The following is a 17,878-nucleotide window of genomic DNA, read 5'->3' on the forward strand; positions in this document are numbered from 1 at the left end:
CGGACTCCAGGCGTTCATCCACTCGCCCTTCGGAACAAGCAGAAGCTGGCCGGCAGGGGGACAACGTTAGCGGGCGGTCTTCGGATCGCATTATTTATCTACAAAGACGCGCTTCGACGACCGCCCGTCTTCCCACAATGCAAGCAATGGCCAGACGCGAAAGCGGGCGTGGCGAAGGGGAAGAACATGCGACCAGATACCCGCAATGATTGCTCGACCCCCGTGCTGTTTCGGTGTATAGCGCACGCCCATAACGAACCCTTTTTAACCGGACCCAACCCTATGGAAGAATTTCATAAAGTTCGCCGCCTGCCACCTTACGTTTTCGAACAGGTCAATCGCCTGAAGGCAAGCGCGCGAGCGGCGGGTGCGGACATTATCGATCTCGGCATGGGCAACCCGGACCTGCCGACACCGCAGAGTATCGTCGACAAGCTGTGCGAGGCTGTCCAGGATCCGCGCACGCATCGATATTCGTCGTCAAAGGGCATCCCGGGTTTACGCCGCGCGCAGGCGGCCTATTACGACCGCCGGTTTGGCGTCAAGCTCAATCCAGACACGCAAGTCGTTGCGACGCTGGGCTCGAAGGAGGGCTTTGCCAATATGGCGCAGGCCATCACCGCTCCCGGCGATGTGGTGCTTTGCCCTGACCCGACCTATCCGATTCATGCTTTCGGCTTCATCATGTCGGGCGGTGTCGTCCGCTCGATCCCGGCACTGCCCGATGACCAATTCATTCCAGCACTGGAGCGCGGTGTCCGCCATTCCATTCCGAAGCCTTTGGCGCTGATTCTCAACTATCCGTCCAATCCGACCGCGCATGTTGCGTCGCTGGATTTCTACAAGGATGTGGTGGCGTTTGCCCGCAAGAATGAAATCATCATTCTGTCGGATCTGGCCTATTCGGAAATCTATTTCGACGGTGCGCCGCCTCCCTCCATTCTGCAGGTTCCCGGTGCGATCGACGTCGCTGTTGAATTCACCTCCATGTCCAAGACTTTCTCCATGCCCGGTTGGCGCATGGGATTTGCGGTCGGCAACGAACGGCTGATTTCGGCGCTGACCCGTGTTAAATCCTATCTCGACTATGGCGCGTTTACGCCTATCCAGGTTGCTGCTGCCTCGGCATTGAATGGCGACGGCTCGGATATTGCGGAGGTGCGCAATGTCTACAGGCATCGCCGTGACGTGCTGGTGGAGAGCTTTGGCCGTGCGGGCTGGGATATACCCGCACCGGCTGCGACCATGTTCGCCTGGGCGCCTATCCCGGAAAAGTTCCGCAGCCTCGGTTCGCTGGAGTTTTCCAAGCTGCTGATCGAACACGCGGACGTCGCGGTCGCGCCTGGCATCGGCTTCGGTGAGCACGGCGATGATTATATCCGCGTCGCGCTTGTTGAGAATGAGCATCGCATTCGTCAGGCCGCCCGCAATCTCAAGCGGTTTCTTTCAACTGCGGAAGAGAAATTGCATAACGTTATTTCGTTGAATGCGCACCGCTAAGCGCCCGTGTTGAAACTCTACTGCGGCGGCCATCTGACGCGATTTTCTGCGCTTCCGGTGCTCACGTACTTTATGTACGCTGCGCTCCGGTTCGCGAAAACCACGCCACCTGACTCGCCGCAGCGACTTTCAAAACGAGCTTCAAGAGGCGGTACCGGCACTGAAATTCGCGGCGCCTCTCGGCGCCGTCTCAATGAAAATTCAGGGAATTTGAATAATGAGTGAAGCGCTGCGCGTGGGAATCGCCGGACTGGGTACCGTTGGTGCCTCGGTTTTGAAAATATTGCGTGACAAGGGTGAAATGCTCACGCGTCAGTGCGGCAAGGAAATCATCGTCACCGCCGTATCGGCGCGCGATTCAAAGCGCGATCGCGGCGTCGATTTCTCGTCCGCAACCTGGTTCGATGATCCGGTTGCGTTGGTCAAGTCCAACAATATCGATGTCTTTATCGAACTGATTGGCGGAGATGAAGGGCCAGCGCGTGCCTCGGTCGAAGCTGCATTGCGGTCCGGTCGGCACGTGGTCACCGCCAACAAGGCCCTCCTTGCCAAGCACGGCGTTTCGCTTGCGAAAATCGCGGAAGACAAGGGTGTTCTCCTGAATTTCGAAGCGGCGGTTGCTGGCGGTATTCCGGTGATCAAGGCTTTGCGCGAATCCCTGACAGGCAACACGGTTTCGCGCGTTTACGGCATCATGAACGGCACCTGCAATTATATCCTGACGAGGATGTGGGACGAGGGCATTTCCTTCGAGGATTGCCTCGCCGATGCGCAGCGCCTCGGCTATGCGGAAGCTGATCCGACCTTCGACATCGAAGGCAACGACACGGCGCACAAGCTTGCGATCCTGACCAGTCTTGCTTTTGGTACGCAAATTGCGGCCGACGATATCTATCTCGAAGGTATCAGCAATATCTCGCTGGCCGATATCAAGGCGGCCGACGAACTCGGCTATCGCATCAAGCTTTTGGGCGTGGCACTCAAGACCGAGAGCGGCATCGAACAACGCGTGCATCCAACGATGGTGCCGGTCGAATCGGTCATCGCGCAGGTGCACGGCGTCACCAATGCGGTCGCGATCGAGACCGATCTCCTGGGTGAATTGCTTCTATCCGGGCCTGGGGCAGGTGGTGCGGCAACGGCGTCCGCCGTCATTGGCGACCTTGCTGATATTGCAAAAAGCCGGCCGGGCTTCCAGCATGGGCCCGTGTTTGGAACGCCGGCCAAAGCGCTCGCGCCGTATAAACGCGCCAAGATGCGTGCGCATGAAGGCGGTTACTTTATCCGCCTGACCGTGCACGACCGGGCCGGTGTGTTCGCCGCCATCGCCAAACGCATGGCCGACAATGACATTTCGCTGGAATCGATCGTTCAGCGGCAGAGCGCCACCGACCAACCGGAAGCGACGAAAACAGTTATTCTCGTGACGCATGAGACGACTGAGGCGGCGGTGAAAAAGGCGCTCGAAGGCATCGTCAAGGACGGGCATGCGACCGACAAACCGCAGATGATCCGCATCGAACGGGCGGGGTAAAGCTGCGAGAAACGCCTCCTATCGCGTTTAATCGATTAGCTTTTTCGGCAAGGCGGATTTCTTGTCTTGAAGGTCTTGCCGCTGCGTTTCGACTTTGACAAAAGGTTTGCATAGCAATGCTATGGAAGGCCGTATTCATCCGGAATGCTGCATGTCCACACCAACGCAGGGATTACTATGCTGAAAACCAACGACCAGAATGAAGCGGGTCTCGACCGCATTTTGACGCTCGAACTCGTGCGCGTAACCGAGCGCGCAGCCGTTGCTGCAGCACGTCTGCGCGGACGTGGCGACGAGATGGCGGCGGATCAGGCGGCCGTTGATGCGATGCGCCAGGAACTCAATCGCCTGCCGATATCAGGCACAGTCGTAATTGGCGAAGGCGAGCGTGACGAAGCGCCTATGCTCTACATTGGCGAGGAAGTCGGCACGCGCAATGGACCAGAGGTCGACATCGCCCTCGATCCTCTGGAAGGCACGACAATCTGCGCCAAGAACCTGCCCAACTCGCTTGCCGTTATCGCCATTGCCGAAAAGGGTAACCTTCTCTACGCACCTGATGTCTACATGGAAAAGATTGCCGTCGGACCAGGCTATCCCGCCGGTATCATCAATCTGGACGCACCTGCCATCGAAAACATCATGGCTGTGGCCAAGGCCAAGGGCGTGCCGATCAATGAAATCACAGCGTGCATCATGGACCGGCCGCGTCATGCGCGACTGATCGAGGAAGTACGCGCAACCGGTGCCGCCATCCGCCTGATCGGCGATGGCGACGTGGCTGGCGTCATCCACACGACCGACCCTGATGAAACCGGCATCGATATCTACATCGGCATCGGTGGCGCGCCGGAGGGTGTGCTTGCGGCTGCCGCTTTGCGGTGCATCGGTGGTCAGATGCAGGGTCGCCTGCAGTTGAATAGCGATGACAAGATCGCCCGTGCCGCCAAGATGGGCATCAGCGATCCCAAGAAGATCTACACGATGGAAGAGATGGCGAAGGGTGACGTCCTGTTTGCCGCAACGGGTGTTACCGATGGCAATATGTTGTCCGGCGTGAAATTTGCCCGGGACTACATTCAGACCCATACCGTAGTCATGCGCTCCCATTCGCAAACGGTGCGCGAAATCAAGGCGAAGCATCAGGATATGGCGAAGTTCCTGTAGAACCATCGTTCCGATGGGCTCGACTGCCGGTCCGAAAGGGCCGGCAGTTTTATTTTAAGGCTGTTTACTGACAATTGTCGCTGTACCCTATTGGAACGACAGTATTTTTGCTATTTTGCTCTGAGAGGAATTCATTCGGGCGGGACAACCATGAGTATCCAGCACAGAATAGCCGGTTGCGCCTTGTTGGTGGCCATGGGTTCGACACAGTTCTCGGCACTCCATGCCCAAGAAGCCGATCCCGACCTTATTCAAGGTTATCGTTCTGGGGATATTCTGATCAGTCTGCCTGACACATCCGGCCCGTTCACCGTAATCAGCCGCACCAGCGATCCGCAGAATTTCAGTGCGACAATCGAATATGGCGGGCTGGATGCGCGTGCCATCGTATCGATCAATGGTGTAAGGGCCAGCAATGTGCCCGGAATTTATCCGGTCAGGGACGGACCGGACGATCCGGTCGTGCGCAGCCTTCTCGATCAGGCTTTTCAATATCATAGTACCCAACCCGGCCAGATCGCGCAGCGGACGAACGTCAGCTATGGCAACCGGGCCATGGCCTGCGTCAGTTCCGACGATCCGCAGAAGAAGGATGATTTTTTGGTCTGCGCTACGGGCGTTCTTGGCCGTTATCTGCTTATCCAACCTGTCATCAACTACAGGCTGAGTTCCAAGGAACTCGTTGACCGCCAGCTTACGGACTTCGCGTCGTCTGTCGCATCCACCGTGAGTTCCCTCGCGCTGCCGCCTGGGAACTGAGCAAGTACGGGCAAAAGCCGTTGGATAGGTCTTTCGAAGCATTGCATTCAATGCCGCCGAGTGATTAACCGGAGTGATGGTTCCTGAACGGCTTTTCCTCGGTGTTGAACAATCGGCAACCGGTCTGAAATGGATCGACCGGCTGGGGCAACGCGAAGCCAATGTCGCGCTGGCGATGGCGCAAAACCACGGTTTTCCGGACTTGGTGACGCGGGTTTTGGCAGGGCGGGGTGTTGGGCTGGACGAGGCGGTCGCCTTCATGGAGCCGTCTGTCAAGAGCCTCATGCCTGATCCTGCTTCGCTGACCGACATGACCAAGGCTGCCGAGCGCATTGCCAGAGCGATCGCAGCCCGCGAGAAGGTCGCGATTTTTGGCGACTATGACGTGGATGGCGCCTGCTCTTCGGCGATCCTGTCGCGTTTTCTCACCCATTATGGCATTGCCAATCGAATCTACATCCCGGACCGGATTTTCGAAGGTTATGGCCCCAATGCTGCCGCCATGCAGGAACTGGCGCAGCAGGCGTCGCTGATCCTCACTGTGGATTGCGGCACCAACAGTGCGGCGGCGATCGCGGCGGCCAAGGACGCTGGCGCGGATGTGGTGGTGCTCGATCACCATCAGGTCGGCGGCGAACTGCCGGCTGCGGCGCATGCGGTGGTCAATCCCAATCGCGAGGATGAACTGTCGGGGCAGGGGCATCTTTGCGCCGCCGGGGTGGTCTTCCTGACACTGGTGCAGACGTCGCGGGTGCTGCGCGAGCAGCACGTCAACCTGGGCATTCTCGGCCCGGACCTCCTGTCACTGCTCGACCTCGTGGCGCTTGCCACCGTGTGCGATGTGGTGCCGCTAAAAGACCTAAACCGCGCTTTCGTGGTCAAAGGTATACTCGTTGCGCGGGCGCAGCAGAACGCCGGCCTCGCCGCGCTGGCACGGGTGTCGCGCATTGGCGAGCCATTAAATGCCTTTCATTTCGCGTACTTAGTGGGCCCCCGCATAAATGCAGGCGGGAGGATCGGCGATGCGGGGCTCGGTGCAAGGCTGCTGACGCTCGACGATCCCAATGAAGCGATGCGTATCGCCGAGGAACTCGACCGCCTGAACCAGGAACGCCAGGCCATGGAAACCATCATGCTGGAACAGGCGGAGGCCGAGGCGATGGTCGAGCTCTCCGCGGGGTCCGGCCCGGCGGTTCTGGTTACCGCCAGCAATGATTGGCACCCCGGCATCGTCGGGCTGATCGCGGCGCGGCTGAAGGAGCGGACGCGGCGACCGGCCTTCGCGATCGCATTCAACGCCAACGGTACGGGGAGCGGTTCGGGCCGTTCGATCAACGGTTTCGACCTCGGAAAACTGGTGCGAAACGCCGTCGAACAGGGGCTTCTGGTCAAGGGCGGTGGTCATGCGATGGCGGCCGGAATCACCGTGGAACGCAGTAAAATGGCGGCTTTACGGGCGTTTTTCGAGGAAAGCGCCAGTGAAATGGTCGGTAACCTGCGCGGCAACGCGTCGCTTGCCATCGATGGCGCGCTGAGCGCCGCCGGGGCGACTGTGCCGCTCTACGAAACCATGGAAAGGGCGGGTCCCTTCGGTTCCGGACACCCTCAGCCAGTGCTGGTTTTGCCACATCACAGGCTGGTCGATGCGAGGACGGTCGGCACGAGCCATGTCAAGGCAACGCTGGAGGGTGCGGACGGCAAACGCATCAATGCGATCGCGTTTCGGGCGGTTGGAAGTGCGCTCGGAGACTTCCTTTTCAAGGAGTTAGGTCAGTCGCTGCATGTGGCGGGGAACCTTGCGCTCAATCACTGGAACGGCTCGACCACGACGCAATTTCGTATCCTCGACGCCGCAAGAGCCGTGTGAGATCCTGAAATTCTTGTGTGAGTTCCAATTATTCTTGCGTGAGAATCGACGATTCTTGCATGAGAATCGGCGAAACTTATCCTCATTTTTTGCAGATTCCTGTTCCATTCTTTTGCGATCCATGTTCTAGTTTTGTTCTCAGCTGAGAACTTGTGACCATGCGTAAACCGACCCATACCGAAAAACTTTATCTGGATTTCGACAGCTTCTTTGCCAGCGCCGAGCAACAGCTCAATCCGGCACTGCAAGGACGCCCGGTTGCAGTGGTGCCACTGGACTCGCCTCATACGAGCGTCATCGCCGCCAGCCGCCAGGCGAAGCCATTCGGCATCAAGACGGGGACGAGCGTTGCCGAGGCGAAGCAGAAATGTCCGGATATCGTCTTCATCGAGGCACGACCGGACATATACGTAAAGTTGCATAATCGCATCCTCGAGACGATAGAGCGCTGCGTGCCGATCGCCGCCGTCCGCTCCATCGACGAGGTCGCCTGCAACCTGTTGCAATCGGAAGCCCGTGACGCGTCGGGTCTGGCCGCGCGAATCAAGCGCGCCTTGCATGATGAGATCGGCCCGGTCCTCACCTGTTCGATCGGCATTTCCGTCAACGAGCTTCTGGCCAAGATCGCGGCGGAAATGGACAAGCCCGATGGCTTCGTGTTGCTCAACCATGACGATCTGCCGGGCCGCCTGTTCGACCTGGAATTGCGCGACCTGCCGGGCATCTCCAAAGGCATGACGGCGCGCCTCGGCGAGGCAGGCGTCAGCGACATAAGGGGCCTGTGGGACCTCGCGCCCAAGCATGCGCGCGCGATCTGGAACAGCGTCGAAGGCGAGCGCTTCGTTGCCGCGCTGCATGGCTATGCGGTGGAAAAGCCGGAGACGATCAAGCGCATGTTCGGCCATGGCCGCAACCTGCCGCCGGACTGGCGCGCGCCGGAAAAGGTGCTGCAATGCGCAAGGCTGCTGAGCCTGAGCGCCGCGCGCCGCCTGCGCCGCTCGCATTACCGCGCCGGGGCGATGAGCTATACGGTCGGCGTCAGGCGCGACAGCCGTGTGACGCTGGAGGGCCAGTTCCGCCCGGCGCGCGACGATCATACTTTCCTGAATTGTCTCAATGATTTGCACGCGAAAATGATTGCAGCGGGTGAGATGCGCAATATCAGCTCGGTCACGGTGGTGCTGCATGATCTGTCGGCCGAGGAGGAGGCAAGCCGCGACCTCTTTGACACCGGCGCAAGTGTAAAGCAGCGCGGCCAGTGGGAACGCGTGTCGGACGTGCTCGACAAGATACGCGGGCGGCATGGGTCTAAGGCGCTCAACCTTGGCCCGAACAGCGGCCCGGGCAATTATATCGGCTCCAAGATCGCATTCGGGCGGATACCGGAAGCCGAGGATTTTTGAGGGCCGTAGTTGCTTCGCGTGCAATGCGCCTCCCTAGTGGAATGCTCCTTCCTCCCTCATGGTGAGCTTGTCGAACCACGCACAACCATTTTGCGTGGTTCGACAAGCTCACCATGAGGGAGGTCAGTGGATGGCAGATACACGGCAAATGCGGATGTCAAAGCGCAGCCGCCATGCTAAAGCGGGTGCAAATCCGAACGCACAAGAGGAGACAGATATGGATATTGTGAAACTGGCTGCCGCCCTTGTGGCTTTGTCCATGCTTGCCGGCTGCAATAGCACGAGCACGCGCAATAGCTGGCAGCGCGTGGAGAATTATTTCATGAACCCCGCACGGTCCTGCGCAGCCGGCTACTATGATTGCACGCTTCGCAGCAGCAACAGCGCGCGCGACCAGAGCCGCGGCATCCGACACTGAAATCATACGCGATGCAGCGCGGGCTTAATCCGCCGGCGGCGGCAAGGCGGCGATCTGTTCTTGCAGCCGCAGGAACGGGCCGGGGCTCAGTTCCGCCGGCTGGGTGTAGGGGTTGGAGAAGGCATAGATGAGAAACAGGATTACGCCGGTATAGGCGCCGAAAAGCGAGATCAGGATGACATTGCGGCGCGTTGGCGGATAGGAATAATAGGCGACGGCGATGAAGATCACCCCGGAAATGGCGGCGAACCAGAATATGCCGCTGAGGGAATCGGCAACGGTGCTCTCGCGCTTGGTGCGGCTTTCCGAGACGAGATAGATCCGGTCGAGCATGTGACCGCGCAGGCTTTGCTGGCGCGGATTTGCCGGCACCAGATCGAGGATAGCGCGATAGGCTTCATCCCACTGTGTCCAGGCTTCCGGTGAAAGCCGGTTATTCTTGCCAAGTCCCGGCCATTCCTTGTCGATGACGACGCGGATATATTCGGAAAGCTCCTTCTGGATATTCACCTTCTCGGAGTCGCCATAGCGCCCGGCATCGAAATAGATGTCGGCGATGGCATTGGCCTCGGTGGCGGTCTGAAGCCTGAGTTGCTGGTAGCTGAACATCTCCTGCGCAAAAACCAGTGCCAGGATCAGCCCGTGCAGGGCGGAGACACGGAAGACGACCGAACTTGCCAGGTCCCTTTCATGGTTCTCGTGCTCATTGCCACTCATCCACCGCATGAGGAAATAGCAGGCGAGGGTCAGCGCAATCGTTCCGCCGACGAATATGGACCCGATAAAAATCCCCAACACCATGCGTGTCTCCCCGCCAGACGGTTTGGTTCGGCCTCTGATCGCGCGCATCGAAAGGGCGCAGACCCAGCGGACCGATACAACCGATGGTACTCCCCGGGGAGCAATGTACGGAGTTTTGCCGGAAAGGCTACCGGGGACTCATCTGAGCGTGCGGCAGCTGATCAGCCCTTCGAGCTCATGCCTGCCGCTTCGAGGATGAGTGCTGCCACGGCCTCCGGTTGCGAGATCATGGAAACGTGGCTGGATTCAAGCTCGATCGTCTTCGCGCCCATGCGTTTTGCCATGAAGCGTTCGAGATCGGGATTGATCGTGCGATCGTTCTTGGAGACTGCGTAAAACCTCGGCTTCGATCGCCATGCGGCTTGTGTCGTCTTGCCGGCGAGTAAAGCCTTGTTGAAAGGCGCCTGTACCGCAAAGAGACAAGTGTTTGTTGCTGCACAGCAACAAAAGAAGAAACAATTAATCACACTATTCTGTGATCGCAACCGGCGGTTGCGGATGCGTTCGAATCGCGTGTAGTGCTTTTGGACTACTTTTGGGGCAGATCACGCGGGGCGATCATGAACGGCAGTGCTTTTGGAATTCTCGTCACCAGCAAGGAAAAGCTGCTGGCGGGGGCCTGCTCGGTCGCACTGGCCACAGGTTGCCTGCTGCCATCACCGGCATCGGCTGCCACCTATCTGGTCAGCAATGAGACGCAACTGCGCAACGCCATCACAACCGCGAATGCAGATGGGGATCCGAGCGCCGTGATTCGGCTGACTGCTGCGTTCAGTATCGGAACGTCAGCGCTGCCATTGGCGACCAAGCCCATGACCATCGACACGCAGGGTTTCACGAGCAGGCCAATGCGCTTCAGCGGGCTGGGTGCGAACGTGACGCTCGTTGGTTCGTTCCAAGGGGCGGCCGGTACTCCTGGGCAAATCGGCCTTAGCGTTCAGACCCAGGCAGTCGTCATCAACAACGCATCCATTACCGGGGGCGATGGTGGTGGCAGCAGCCTCTCCGGTACAGGAACGCATATTAATGATGGAGCAACGCTGGTCAACAACGGTACAATTCGCGGCGGCGGTTCGGGGGCTGCTACTTCTGGAGGACTCGGCGCGCAGGTCGCCGATGGCTCCACGCTGGTCAACAATGGTCTTATGCAAGGCGGGGAAGGTCAAGGAGTATCCGGTGGTGTTGGCGTCTTTATGATCGCCGGTCCTTCGACGGTCGCCAGTACACTCACCAATACGGGTACTATCCGGGGCGGTAACGATGACACCGGCGTCAGTCCAGGCGGCGTGGGCATACAAGCGCAAGGAAAACGCCAAACGATCGTCAATTCCGGCATGATCGAGGGCGGGGATCGGGCCGCTGGCATTAATTCGCTGACCGGCGGTCTGCAACTGACGAACAGCGGAACGATCCGCGCCGGCAGCGGTGGAACGACGGCGATCCAGGTATCCGGTGCGGCGACGACCGACCTGACCCTGGAGCTGCAGGCCGGATCGGTGATCGAAGACAATGTCCTCGCCAACGCGACTTCAACCACTGACACATTGCGCCTCGGTGGCACGGCAAACGACACCTTCGACGTTTCGGCAATCGGGCTGCAATACCTAAACTTCAACTCATTCGAAAAGACCGGCACCAGCACCTGGGCGTTGACCGGCACGGGCACGGCCACCACGAACTGGAATATTCAGGACGGCACCCTGCAACTCGGCAATGGCGGCACCAGCGGCAGTGTCATAGGCGATATCACCACCGCGAGTGCCGGCACGCTCGCCTTCAACCGCTCCGACATTTTCAGCTTCGACAATCTTGTTCTGGGCACTGGCACGATCAGCCAGATCGGCACTGGCACGACTATTATGACCGCCGACAATTCCGCCTTCGCAGGCAGCACCACGATCAAGGCGGGCACGCTGTCGGTGAACGGAATCCTTGGCGGGACGGTGAATGTGCAGACGGGCGGGCGGCTGCAAGGCACTGGCGAGGTCGGCACAACGACGAGCGACGGAACGATTGCGCCCGGCAACTCGATCGGCACACTGACGGTCAATGGCAACTACACGGGCAATGGCGGCACGCTGGTGATCGAGTCCGAGCTCCGCGGCGACGCGTCGCCGACAGACCGTCTCGTCGTGACCGGCGACACCGCAGGCACGACCAACGTCAAGGTCGTTAATCTCGATCCCGATAACGTGGGCGGCCAGACGGTCGAGGGCATCAAGATCATTGACGTGGGCGGTGCGTCGGGCGGCGCCTTTTCGCTGCTCGGTGACTATGTGATCTCCGGGCAGCAAGCGGTCGTCGCAGGTGCCTATGGCTATACGTTGAACAAGAACGGGGTGAGCACCCCTGGCGATGGCGACTGGTATCTGCGGTCCGAGCTGGCGCCGACAACCCCTCCAACGACGCCCCCGACCACACCGCCAACGACGCCCCCGACCACGCAGCCGACGACGCCACCGCCAGCGACCGGCCCGCTCTATCAGCCGGGGGCGCCGCTTTACGAGGCCTATGCCCAGAGCCTGCAGGTGCTCAATGGCGTTGGCTCGATGCAGCAGCGCATCGGCAACCGCTATTGGGCGGGCGCAGGCAGCGCGGTGATTGCCGAAGGCGATGGACCGGGAACGCCGGAGGCAGCACCGTTGCCTTCCGAAGGCGGCACGGCAACCATTGATGCCGGAGCCATATGGGCACGCATCGATGGCGCGCATTCGCGGGTTGATCCTGATACCTCGACCACGCAGGCGGAATATGATTACAACACCTGGCGGTTGCAGTCGGGACTTGACGGCAAGCTTTACGAAAACCAGTCCGGTACGCTGATGGGCGGCGTGACGTTCCAGTATGGCGAGATTTCAACCGACGTTTCGTCCCTGTTCGGCAAGGGTTCCATCGACACCGACGGCTACGGTTTTGGCGGCACGCTGACCTGGCTTGCCCAGAACGGCTTCTATGTCGACGGGCAGACACAACTCAACTGGTACGATAGCGACATTACCTCCGACACGCTCGGCCAGAGCCTGACCAATGGCAATGACGGTTTCGGCTACGCGTTGAGCCTCGAAACCGGCAAGCGGATCGTCGTCGACGAGAACTGGTCGATCACGCCGCAAGCGCAACTGGCCTATTCCAATGTCGATTTCGACGACTTCACCGATTCATTCGGCGCGGCCGTTTCGCTGGACAGGAGCGACAGCCTGAAGGGACGCCTTGGCGTCTCCGCCGACTACCAGAATGCTTGGCAGGACAGCTCGGGCAGGATGGCCCGCAGCAATGTCTACGGGCTCGCCAACCTCTATCACGAATTCCTCGATGGTTCGGAGGTCGACCTTGCCGGTGTCAATTTCGCCAATGAGAGCGATCGTACCTGGGGCGGCGTCGGCGCTGGCGGGTCGTATAGCTGGGCCGATGACAAATACGCGCTCTATGGCGAGGTGTCTTTGAATACCAGCCTCAGCAACTTTGCCGACAGTTACAGCGTCAATGGAACGACCGGCTTCAAGGTGAAGTTCTGATCCCTGTTTCGTCCGGGCACTTATGGCTGACCTTCGATTTGCCGTCGATCCTATCATAGCCACCGCAACTTAACTGTTACGTACTTGCCGTTTCCTCCGGACGCGGGTTCAATTGTTTCAAGCATTTTTCCGGGCGTCCCGATTGTCATGCCTTGCAGCTGAACCGGCGAGGATGAGCGCTACGAGAAGCGGTCACGGCTTGGTGTAGCGTCTGTGCCCCGGTCGAGGATGTGCATGAAAACGTTGGGGCGTGTCGCCGGGATTTTTGTGACCGATGTGCATGCCGTTCCTTTCCAATCCAGCTCTCACAAAGGACCTCCATCATGTCGGACAAGTCTAAAGATGGTCTCGACCGCCGCGACTTCATGATCGCATCCATTGCCACAGTCGGCGTGTCGGCTGCCCTTGCTGTCAGCGCTGGCGCTGCGAATGCCCAGGACACAGCTGCACCAGCTGCGCCGCAGGCAACCGTCTATACCGGTGATGTGGTACAGGGGAAAAAAGTCGTCAGTACGCTCGACGTCAACGACCTCGAGCCCGGCAAGAAGCATTTCCTGTATTTTCAGGGTGTGCAGATGCCCACGGGCCAGCAGCGGTATGCGTCTGTGATTGTCGCCAAGGGGGCAAAGCCGGGCAAGCGCGTCGTGCTGGTCAGCGGCGTTCATGGCGACGAGATGAGTTCGGTCCATACGGTCCAGACCGTATTGAACCAGCTCGACCCGGGCGAGATGTCCGGCACGGTGATGGGGGTCACGGACGTGTCCGGCCCGGCCATCGAGGCCATGCAGCGGCGATGGCCGAATTCAGGCAGAGGCCCCGATCTCGTCGATATGAACCGGGTGTGGCCCGGAAACGAGAACGGTCTCACCCCGACCAGCCGGCACGCCGGGCTGCTGTTCAACCGGCTTCTCCGGCCCAACGCCGATGTCGCGATCGACTTCCACACCGGGACAACCGGTTTCGAGGTCTCCGCATTCAATATTGCCAGCATGGATGTGCCCGAGATCAAGGCGATCGTGGATCTTTATCCCGTCGGGCAGATTTTCGACAATCACACTTATCCCGGCGTCCTGCATAATGCGTTCATCGATGCGGGCATCCCGTCCTTTTGCCCGGAGGTCGGCGCTGCGCGTGTCCTCGACCTCGAAATGATCGCCCAGTTCGTCGAAGGCACGATGAACGTTCTCAAGCATCTTGGCATCCTTGCCGGCCCGATGGGACGCACCGGTAGGGATGCGGGTGTCTTTGTCGGCAACAGCGCATTCCCGATTCTGGCAACGGAGGGCGGGTTCGTCGAGCATCTGGTCAAGCTCAACGACAAGGTCGAAGCCGGACAGAAGATATCTATCCAGCGCAACAGCTTCGGCGAGGTGGTTGCGGAGTACACCAGCGGCGTGGCTGGAGAGGTGGCGGGCCTGCGCAGCGATGTAACGTCCGAAGCCGGCAATCCCCTGGCATTTATCCTGTACCAGAAGGCGCCGCCGGAGGCTGTCGAGTCTTATCCCGAGTAGTTCACCGATCAAAAGGGAGGGAATGGAGATGACAAGACTTATCAAGACGCTTGCTGCAGTCACGCTTTGGTTCTTGGTTATCGCCGTCGGCGGTGCGCCGCCAGTGCTCGAGGCAAATGCGCAGGCAGCCGAAGATACATCGATAAAGTCGTTCACTATCCATGTGCCGGAAGAGGAACTCACCCAGCTCAAACGCCGGATCCAGGAGACGCGCTGGCCCGACCCGGAGACGGTGACCGATCAATCCCAGGGCATACAGCTCGCGAAGCTCAAGCCGCTAGTCGAGTATTGGGGCAGCGACTACGACTGGCGGAAGATCGAGGCGAGGGTAAATACCCTGCCGCAGTTCACCACCAGAATCGACGGGATCGATATTTACTTCATCCACGTCCGCTCGAAGCATCCGAATGCCTTGCCTGTGATCATCACCCATGGCTGGCCGGGATCGGTGTTCGAGCAGCTCAAGATCATCGATCCCCTCACGAATCCGACCGCCCATGGCGGAAAGCCGGAGGACGCGTTCGATGTGATCATCCCGTCGATGCCAGGCTATGGTTTTTCCGGCAAGCCGACGGACACTGGATGGGGGCCCGACCGCACCGCCAAGATCTGGGCAGAGCTAATGAAGCGCCTCGGCTACACGCGCTATGTCGCCCAGGGTGGCGACTGGGGTTCACCAGTATCCAGCGCGATGGCGCGCCAGGCCCCGGAAGGTCTGCTCGGCATCCACATCAACTTGCCGGCGATCGTACCGCCAGAGATTGCGGCAGTGCTTGCCGTCGGCGGGCCTGCACCTGAAGGATTGACCGAGAAGGAACGCGAGACGTTCGACGTGCTCGCCGCGGCCGGCAAAATGGGGAACAGGTCCTATGCGACGATGATGGGCACGCGGCCGCAGACGATCGGCTATGCCATAACGGACTCGCCAGCCGGCCTAGCGGCATGGATGCTGGGGCATCCGGGCTTTTCCAGATGGACATACAGCAACGACGATCCCGAAAAATCTGTCGACGAAGTGCTGGACGACGTCACGCTGTATTGGCTGACGAACAGCGCGACCTCCTCCGGCCGGCTCTACTGGGAATATGGCAGTGGACGCAGCCCCGCATTATCGGCCGGCGAGATGACGTCGGACATATCGCTGCCGGTGGCGATCACGGTATTTCCTTTCGAAAACTATCGTGCTCCGGAGACATGGGCCCGGCGCGCCTATCGCAACCTGATCTACTTCCACGAGGTCGACAAGGGCGGGCACTTCGCCGCGTGGGAACAGCCGGAGCTTTTCAGCACAGAGCTTCGGGCGGCGTTTAAATCGCTGCGTCAGTAGTAGATGGATTACGACTTCGTCCCGCCAGCCCGGACCAACTCGGCCATGGCCCGTGCTTCCGTCGTGTGCTGATCGGCTTCGAGCCCGTCCGCGACGCCGGTGCGGTCGTTCTCCGGGCGGTTCTGGCTGACCTTCCACTTGCCCTCGATCGCGGCGATTTCAATCTCGATGCCGACGATCCCTTTCAGCTGTGAGTCGATATAGGTTTCCGGGGCGTCATCCACCGCCCATGGCGCAACGCGGGGCGCTTCGTTGCGGGCGGTGAGGGCTGAGACATGGGTCCGCAGCCAGTCGCGATCCTCGATGATCTTTGCCGTGCCGCGCACTTGTACGATGGCATAGTTCCATGTGGGTACGACCTTGCCGGTTTCCTGCTTGGTCGCATACCAGGATGGCGTCACATAAGTCTGCGGCCCCTGAAAGACGATGAGCACGCGTCCGTCATTCGCGAGCTGGCGCCATTGCGGATTGGCGCGGGCCACATGGGCGAAGAGCGTGCCCTTCGGCGAGGCCCCTGCATCGAGCAGGAAGGGAATGGCATTGGCGTTCGGGCCGTCTTCGCCGCTGTTGATCAACAGGCCGAGCGGATGCGCCCTGATGAGCGCGTGCTGGATTTCGAGCCTCTCCTCGCGGAAATGCGGCGGCTGGTACATGGTGTGCTCCTTGGCATTTTAGCGCCGGAGTGTGCATCAGGAACGGGCTTTGCACAAGGCGGCGAGGCGCCGCGGTTCACGTGGCGGCGACCTGCCTGCCATAGGCGAGGATGAAGGCAATGAGCGCGCCGATATTGGTGAAGGTGCGGAGATGGTTCCAGGGCAGCCACTCGGCAAGATAGCGGGTCCACAGGGCGGCGCCCTCCGGACTCGTTCCCGAGACGGCGGCGAGCGCATCGTTGAGCGGGACGTTGAACGCCATGGTGACGACGATGACGCCGGCAAGGTAGAGTAGGCTGCCGGTGAGCAGCCATGCGGAGCCGGGTTCCCCCCAGCGCAGGATGCTGGCGATGCCGAGGCCGAGGCATAGCAGCGCCGTGCCGAAGAAGGCGAGGCCGAACGTGGCATTGAGGATCGTCACGTTGATCGAATTCATGGCGGCGATGCCTTGTTCGGGCGGCAGCTTCGCCAGCGCGATCATGATGAAGCTGGAGAAGGCAAAGAACAGGCCGGCCATCAAGCCGCTGCCAAGCGCGGCAATGAGGGTGAGAAGCGGGATAAGAGCGATCATTGCGCGCCTTCCCAGATGCCGATCGCCATGGCTTCGCGGGCGTAGGCGGTGAAATCGCGGGGAGCGCGGCCGAGCGCCTGCTGGACGCCGTCGGTCAAATATTCGTTGCGCCCGTCGAGCACCACGGTGAAGAGCTCGTTGACGAGCGCGGCGATATCGGCGGGCACCTGTTCCTGTTCGAGACCTTGCATGAATTCCTCCGGGCTGATGGTGGCGTAATTTATAGGGCGCCCGGTGGCCTTGGCAATCTCGGCCGTGGCTTCGGCGAAGGTCAAGGCGCGCGGGCCGGTGACCTCATAAAGCCGGCCGATGTGGCGGTCATCGGTGAGCGCGGCGGTGACGATATCGGCGATATCATCGGCATGGATGAAGGGTTCGCGCACTGTGCTGACCGGCAGCGCCATCTCGCCGGCGAGGATCGAGCCGAGCAGCATGCTTTCGCTGAAATTCTGCATGAACCAGCTGGCGCGGACAATGGTCCAATCGGCGCCGGAGGCTTGCAGCATCGCTTCCGCGCGCTGGGCCTCGGGCTCGCCCCGGCCGGAGAGGAGGACGAGACGCTTGACACCCTTGGCGATAGCGAGGCGGGCGAGATCGCCTACGGCTTCGGCGGCGCCCGGGGCGGCGAGGTCGGGATAATAGGTGATGTAGGCGGCCGAGACGCATTCGAGCGCGGCTGCCCAGGTTTCGCGATTCTCCCAATCGAAAGCGGGGCTGGCACTGCGCGAGCCGACACGCACGGGGACGCCCCGCGCGGTCAGGCGCTCGGCGACGCGGCGACCGGTCTTGCCGGTGCCGCCAATGAGCAGAACAGGGAATTTCGAGGTGCGGAAGGTGGTCATTTTCATCTCC

Annotated in this window: 14 protein-coding genes and 1 pseudogene; 10 read left to right on the plus strand and 5 right to left on the minus strand. The window is 60.2% G+C overall.

All coding sequences use genetic code 11. From position 1 onward, the window contains the following. The first annotated feature begins 282 nt into the window (after positions 1-282). From C7476_RS10655 to C7476_RS10685, 7 genes are all read left to right on the plus strand, one after another. Complete coding sequence (locus tag C7476_RS10655; protein WP_114429919.1) at positions 283-1,500, plus strand: LL-diaminopimelate aminotransferase; 1,218 nt, start codon at positions 283-285, stop codon at positions 1,498-1,500. A gap of 217 nt (positions 1,501-1,717) precedes the next feature. Continuing rightward, positions 1,718-3,034, plus strand: a complete 1,317-nt coding sequence (locus C7476_RS10660; RefSeq protein ID WP_114429920.1) for a homoserine dehydrogenase — start codon at positions 1,718-1,720, stop codon at positions 3,032-3,034. 177 nt (positions 3,035-3,211) lie between these two features. Further along, on the plus strand, positions 3,212-4,201 hold the full coding sequence (glpX, locus tag C7476_RS10665; RefSeq protein ID WP_114430184.1) for a class II fructose-bisphosphatase: 990 nt from the start codon (positions 3,212-3,214) through the stop codon (positions 4,199-4,201). Between the two features lie 150 nt (positions 4,202-4,351). Continuing rightward, positions 4,352-4,960: a hypothetical protein gene (locus tag C7476_RS10670; protein ID WP_114429921.1), complete on the plus strand. Its 609-nt coding sequence runs from the start codon at positions 4,352-4,354 to the stop codon at positions 4,958-4,960. 76 nt (positions 4,961-5,036) lie between these two features. Next, positions 5,037-6,827, plus strand: a complete 1,791-nt coding sequence (gene recJ, locus C7476_RS10675; protein ID WP_114429922.1) for a single-stranded-DNA-specific exonuclease RecJ — start codon at positions 5,037-5,039, stop codon at positions 6,825-6,827. 158 nt (positions 6,828-6,985) lie between these two features. Continuing rightward, complete coding sequence (locus C7476_RS10680; protein ID WP_114429923.1) at positions 6,986-8,230, plus strand: Y-family DNA polymerase; 1,245 nt, start codon at positions 6,986-6,988, stop codon at positions 8,228-8,230. A gap of 217 nt (positions 8,231-8,447) precedes the next feature. Next, positions 8,448-8,648, plus strand: a complete 201-nt coding sequence (locus C7476_RS10685; protein ID WP_147274644.1) for a hypothetical protein — start codon at positions 8,448-8,450, stop codon at positions 8,646-8,648. 24 nt (positions 8,649-8,672) lie between these two features. On the opposite strand, the gene C7476_RS10690 is transcribed toward C7476_RS10685, so the two are convergent. Together C7476_RS10690 and C7476_RS10695 are read right to left on the minus strand one after the other, a co-directional pair. Next, a complete protein-coding gene (locus C7476_RS10690) occupies positions 8,673-9,449 on the minus strand; it encodes a bestrophin-like domain (protein WP_114429925.1) in 777 nt (258 codons plus the stop codon). Between the two features lie 161 nt (positions 9,450-9,610). Continuing rightward, positions 9,611-9,868: pseudogene (locus tag C7476_RS10695) on the minus strand (alpha/beta hydrolase); the annotation flags it as partial. A 141-nt stretch (positions 9,869-10,009) separates the two neighbouring features. Between C7476_RS10695 and C7476_RS10700 the strand changes: the two are divergent. From C7476_RS10700 to C7476_RS10710, 3 genes are all read left to right on the plus strand, one after another. Beyond that, positions 10,010-12,964 (plus strand): autotransporter family protein, encoded by a 2,955-nt coding sequence (locus C7476_RS10700; protein WP_114429926.1) that lies wholly within the window; start codon positions 10,010-10,012, stop codon positions 12,962-12,964. A 323-nt stretch (positions 12,965-13,287) separates the two neighbouring features. Then, the gene (locus tag C7476_RS10705) at positions 13,288-14,475 is read left to right on the plus strand and encodes a M14 family metallopeptidase (RefSeq protein ID WP_114429927.1); all 1,188 of its coding nucleotides are present in this window, start codon (positions 13,288-13,290) and stop codon (positions 14,473-14,475) included. A gap of 22 nt (positions 14,476-14,497) precedes the next feature. Further along, positions 14,498-15,802, plus strand: a complete 1,305-nt coding sequence (locus C7476_RS10710) for an epoxide hydrolase family protein (RefSeq protein WP_114429928.1) — start codon at positions 14,498-14,500, stop codon at positions 15,800-15,802. An 8-nt stretch (positions 15,803-15,810) separates the two neighbouring features. On the opposite strand, the gene C7476_RS10715 is transcribed toward C7476_RS10710, so the two are convergent. The 3 genes from C7476_RS10715 to C7476_RS10725 form a co-directional block, all read right to left on the minus strand. Beyond that, entirely contained in the window at positions 15,811-16,455 is a 645-nt protein-coding gene (locus tag C7476_RS10715) for an FMN-binding negative transcriptional regulator (RefSeq protein ID WP_114429929.1), read from the minus strand. A gap of 76 nt (positions 16,456-16,531) precedes the next feature. Continuing rightward, positions 16,532-17,026, minus strand: a complete 495-nt coding sequence (locus tag C7476_RS10720) for an anthrone oxygenase family protein (RefSeq protein WP_114429930.1) — start codon at positions 17,024-17,026, stop codon at positions 16,532-16,534. Continuing rightward, positions 17,023-17,868, minus strand: coding sequence for an NmrA family NAD(P)-binding protein (locus tag C7476_RS10725; protein WP_114429931.1), 846 nt, complete (start codon positions 17,866-17,868; stop codon positions 17,023-17,025). Before C7476_RS10725 ends, C7476_RS10720 begins: the two co-directional genes overlap by 4 nt. Between the last annotated feature and the right edge of the window lie 10 nt (positions 17,869-17,878).

It is taken from the genome of Phyllobacterium bourgognense (genome assembly GCF_003337575.1).
In the GTDB taxonomy this organism is placed as follows: Bacteria; Pseudomonadota; Alphaproteobacteria; order Rhizobiales; family Rhizobiaceae; genus Phyllobacterium; species Phyllobacterium bourgognense.

What these genes read in the sequence shown, in the direction of transcription:
- C7476_RS10655 (WP_114429919.1), top strand. Translation starts at nt 283, where the DNA reads ATGGAAGAATTTCATAAAGTTCGCCGCCTGCCACCTTACGTTTTCGAA.
- C7476_RS10660 (WP_114429920.1), top strand. Translation starts at nt 1,718, where the DNA reads ATGAGTGAAGCGCTGCGCGTGGGAATCGCCGGACTGGGTACCGTTGGT.
- glpX (WP_114430184.1), top strand. Translation starts at nt 3,212, where the DNA reads ATGCTGAAAACCAACGACCAGAATGAAGCGGGTCTCGACCGCATTTTG.
- C7476_RS10670 (WP_114429921.1), top strand. Translation starts at nt 4,352, where the DNA reads ATGAGTATCCAGCACAGAATAGCCGGTTGCGCCTTGTTGGTGGCCATG.
- recJ (WP_114429922.1), top strand. Translation starts at nt 5,037, where the DNA reads ATGGTTCCTGAACGGCTTTTCCTCGGTGTTGAACAATCGGCAACCGGT.
- C7476_RS10680 (WP_114429923.1), top strand. Translation starts at nt 6,986, where the DNA reads ATGCGTAAACCGACCCATACCGAAAAACTTTATCTGGATTTCGACAGC.
- C7476_RS10685 (WP_147274644.1), top strand. Translation starts at nt 8,448, where the DNA reads ATGGATATTGTGAAACTGGCTGCCGCCCTTGTGGCTTTGTCCATGCTT.
- C7476_RS10690 (WP_114429925.1), bottom strand. Translation starts at nt 9,449, where the DNA reads ATGGTGTTGGGGATTTTTATCGGGTCCATATTCGTCGGCGGAACGATT.
- C7476_RS10700 (WP_114429926.1), top strand. Translation starts at nt 10,010, where the DNA reads ATGAACGGCAGTGCTTTTGGAATTCTCGTCACCAGCAAGGAAAAGCTG.
- C7476_RS10705 (WP_114429927.1), top strand. Translation starts at nt 13,288, where the DNA reads ATGTCGGACAAGTCTAAAGATGGTCTCGACCGCCGCGACTTCATGATC.
- C7476_RS10710 (WP_114429928.1), top strand. Translation starts at nt 14,498, where the DNA reads ATGGAGATGACAAGACTTATCAAGACGCTTGCTGCAGTCACGCTTTGG.
- C7476_RS10715 (WP_114429929.1), bottom strand. Translation starts at nt 16,455, where the DNA reads ATGTACCAGCCGCCGCATTTCCGCGAGGAGAGGCTCGAAATCCAGCAC.
- C7476_RS10720 (WP_114429930.1), bottom strand. Translation starts at nt 17,026, where the DNA reads ATGATCGCTCTTATCCCGCTTCTCACCCTCATTGCCGCGCTTGGCAGC.
- C7476_RS10725 (WP_114429931.1), bottom strand. Translation starts at nt 17,868, where the DNA reads ATGACCACCTTCCGCACCTCGAAATTCCCTGTTCTGCTCATTGGCGGC.